Below are 3,625 nucleotides of genomic sequence, written 5' to 3' on the forward strand. Positions count from 1 at the left end.
ATATTAGAGGTACAAAATTGGAAAACTCTAAATGATAGTTTTAATATCTATAGAAAATTAAGCTCACGGGTCTAACTATGGCTATTCTCATCTAAGAAAAAATCAGATAGCGTCTCTTTTTAAGAATTTCGTCGCAGAGCTTATGGGGAACAGGGATGCTGAGGCATTTCCTCGCAACTGGGTCTCAACAGCGCCTTGTCATCCTTTTGAGTTAATTACGATAAAACTAATGAATGCTCTCCACATCTTGTTTGTCGATTGTACCCTCAAGCCGTCTCCAGAACTAAGCGAAACAGGCGCTCTATGGACGCTACTAGCAGAACGCTATCAAGCCAAAGATCACCAAATCAAAGCACTACGCCCGGTCGATTTCAACATTCTGCCAGGACACAGTGGCGATCCAGATGATGATTTCCTCCAAGTGTTTGATCGTATCCAAGCCGCAGACATTCTGATCCTTGGTGTCTCGGCCCTGCAAGGACAGCGCTCGTCCGAGTGCCAAAAGCTGATGGAACGTCTGCGGGAGACCTGCCACAACAAACAAGATCTCGCTACGGGGCAGTCTCCCCTTTATAACAAAGTAGTCGGAGTGCTGCTGGTGGGAGATACCTGGGGTAGCGGATGCCTGGGGCAAATCTGTTGTGAGTTGGGTCAGCTAGGCTGTGTGAACCCGCCCTACAATACGGCAGTCTGGTGTCAGCCGATAGATACCCCGACAGGATTTATGGAGGCGAAAGGAAACACATCCGCCACGGTGAACCGCGATGTTCGGTTGGTGGTGGAGCATACCATCGCCATGGCCCATTTGATCCGCCAAACACCGTTACAGATTAATCTCAAAGCTGTCAATCAAGAAGTCCAGACAATCACAAAAGCCGCTGCAGTGGCGACCGACACTATACTTCTACCCCCGCTGATCCATGCAGAAAATACTGGCGAGGGGATTGATTATCGACAGGTCTCAAAGCGAATCTGGACCGTTATGCAGGCAGGCAGACAGCGGGGCTTTTGTTTTAGTGTGTTGAGCTTAGAAGATAAAATTTTTAGAGCCGAGCGTAACAACAAAGGATTTATCTACAAGATTTATCCTGGGTATTTTTCCTATCGCAATCAATATGCTAACTACGATCTAGAAAAATCTAAGGCTCACAAATTGACCCTGATGGCCAAAATCGGCCTCCCCGTACCGGTTTCCTATGGCACCTTCAAAACAGTAGCCGAGATTCCCTTTGAAACGTTGAAATTTCCCCTGGTGGCTAAACCAGATGCAGGTTCCTTAAGTGAGAATGTATATCCCAATTTGCAAACTGCTGAACAACTCAGACAGGCGGCAGCTGTAATTGAGACCAGCGACGCTGTGAGCAAGCTGGAGTCTCACATCAGCGGACAGGACTATCGGGTTCTGATTATTAATCACCACTATGCTGGCTGTGTGCAGCGACGCCCTGCCAGCGTGGTGGGTGATGGTCAGCGCACCATTTTGGAACTTTTTCAACGCCGAAATCAAGAACCTGGCCGTTGCGATCGCTACGAGACCCATACTACGCTGCATCAGTTGGTATTTGACCACACCAGTCGCCGTCTGCTCCATCGAGCAGGCTACACCCTGAATACAGTACTGGCAGAGGGAGAAGTCTTTTATCTTCAAGAAAAAATCACAGCGGCCTTGGGAGCGGACTATATCGATTGCACCGACGACCTACACCCCAGCATTGTGCAACAGTGTATTGAGTTCTCTCACCATTATCCAAGTCTCACCATCGGATTTGATCTGATTACAACTGATATTTGTCGCCCGCTGGCAGAGACCGGTGGTGCGTTTAATGAGTACAATACGCTGCCCTATGTGGATTTGCACGAATGCTGCAATGTTGGTCAACAACGTCCCGTAAGTTATTTAATCTGGGATTATATTGAGGAGCGTGCCGATAGTATTGTGACGGCTGAATTTAAGCCATTTTAATGATTTTGGTTAGATATGGTTGTTTAGTGCCCGTCAGGGCATGCCCCTAAATTGCCAGTAACACCACTGAATACAAAGCGGCCCCAGCAAAAAACATACCAAAATGACTTTCTTGTTCTTCTGGGAATTCTTCCTTCAAAACATTAAGAATGATACCACCGGCAACCAGCGCCCAAATCGCTGCGATCGCAGCCTCATCCAAATGAAACGCCTCACCCACTGCCCAGCCTAAAACAATGGCTCCAGCCAGCAGCCACCGCCCAATGCGATCATACATGTGCTTATGGTGCTCCCGTAATCCAACATCATTCACTACAAAATGGAGCGCCAGGGCAAAAAATAGGATCAGGCAGGCAATCAACCCGTGATTTTCCGACTCCCGCAGAAGATAGCCCAAAATTCCGTTATACATCCCAAATGAAATGACATGAATCCAGAAGATACCAGGATGAGTGTAGTCCTTACCATGGTTCTCATGCTGGTGGGAGCGCGATCGCAGCGCCAGCTTTTCCAACCCATAAAACAGGGCCAGGCCAAGTAATGCTAGGAGATACACATGGTGCTCCAGATAGCGAATCATGCCGATCCTGCTGTGCTGAATTTCCGCTTGGGCATGGCTCAGCTCGGGCAAAATATCTAGAAATATGTAAGCGATCGAGACACCGCCTGCAATCGAGATCCACCAGCGTTGGGGGATTTTAGTCAGCCACTGGGTTCGGCTTGCAAAAATATGTACCAGACCTAAACAAGTTGCCAATGCTAAGCCAACGATGTTGATGCCGATACCCATAGTGATCTCCAGTAATGGATGGATTATCCCCCAATCGCAAGCATAGATTAAAGAATCCTCATTTTAAATTCGACAGAAGAAGAATAGAGTTTTTGAATAGTTATCAATAATCCAGAAGCTACAGAACACCGCTCCCTAAAGCCTTGCGCTTCAAAACTAAGACTCTAGGACGAGCACCACCAGCTAGATCAAAATCCAAACCTGCTCGAAAAATTTCAGGCATATAGTATCGTGCAACCCCATCTTTAGTTTTATCCTCAAAAATCACACCCATATCTTCGAGCATTCTCACTGTTATTTGATCTAAATCAAGATCGTTAAGTGTGAATGGAATTCGTTTCTGCTCAATGTCATATTCTGTCTCAGCTTTATGAACCCAATCTTTGAATTCTGGATATTCTTCCTTAGCTTCCTCAACCTTTTTCTTACTACAGGGTGCTAGAGCACGACGAACAGCCTGGGGTGGCAATAATCGGTCCGTTGACCATTTCTCAAATTGAAGCTCCCTTTCCCTTTCAATAGTCAAATCAGCTGCATGGTAGAGAAGACGAACAATGTCCCGCGCTTGTAATTTCCCCTTAAAATCCGTTAATGCAGCAAAAACCCAATTAGCTGTATGTGCTTCATTACTGTTATCGCTACCTAATTTTTTTCCCCAGAGATTTTCCAAATTTGAACGCAGCTCTTCGCGACTCAATCCATCAATACCCGATTCATCGGCTCCTATTATTTGAGCTTGACTACATATCCAATATACAAGCTTTAAGAAGGAATCAGCGTCCCAGAATAAAGCATATGGCCGGTATAAACTTTCAAATTGACCAAGGTTTTGAGTAACTGCATAGCGAAGAAAATCCCTCCTTAGAAGGATA

At 46.2% G+C, this 3,625-nt stretch carries 3 protein-coding genes; 1 reads left to right on the plus strand and 2 read right to left on the minus strand.

Features of this window, described 5'->3' with window-relative positions:
* Positions 1 to 229 precede the first annotated feature (229 nt).
* Entirely contained in the window at positions 230 to 1,963 is a 1,734-nt protein-coding gene (locus IQ260_RS28775) for an NAD(P)H-dependent oxidoreductase (protein ID WP_193996499.1), read from the plus strand.
* Between the two features lie 46 nt (positions 1,964 to 2,009).
* Here IQ260_RS28775 and IQ260_RS28780 read toward each other — a convergent pair whose 3' ends face one another.
* Positions 2,010 to 2,753 carry a hypothetical protein gene (locus tag IQ260_RS28780; RefSeq protein ID WP_193996500.1) on the minus strand — a complete coding sequence of 248 codons (744 nt, stop codon included), beginning with the start codon at positions 2,751 to 2,753 and terminating at the stop codon, positions 2,010 to 2,012.
* Between the two features lie 118 nt (positions 2,754 to 2,871).
* Positions 2,872 to 3,625: hypothetical protein (locus tag IQ260_RS28785; protein WP_228016524.1), on the minus strand; the 754-nt coding region annotated here is incomplete at its 5' end.

It is taken from the genome of Leptolyngbya cf. ectocarpi LEGE 11479 (assembly GCF_015207065.1).
Lineage (GTDB): Bacteria > Cyanobacteriota > Cyanobacteriia > Phormidesmidales > Phormidesmidaceae > Leptothoe > Leptothoe ectocarpi.

Bases quoted from the DNA above. Each gene is read 5' to 3' on its own strand.
- IQ260_RS28775 (WP_193996499.1), top strand. From the start codon at position 230: ATGAATGCTCTCCACATCTTGTTTGTCGATTGTACCCTCAAGCCGTCT.
- IQ260_RS28780 (WP_193996500.1), bottom strand. From the start codon at position 2,753: ATGGGTATCGGCATCAACATCGTTGGCTTAGCATTGGCAACTTGTTTA.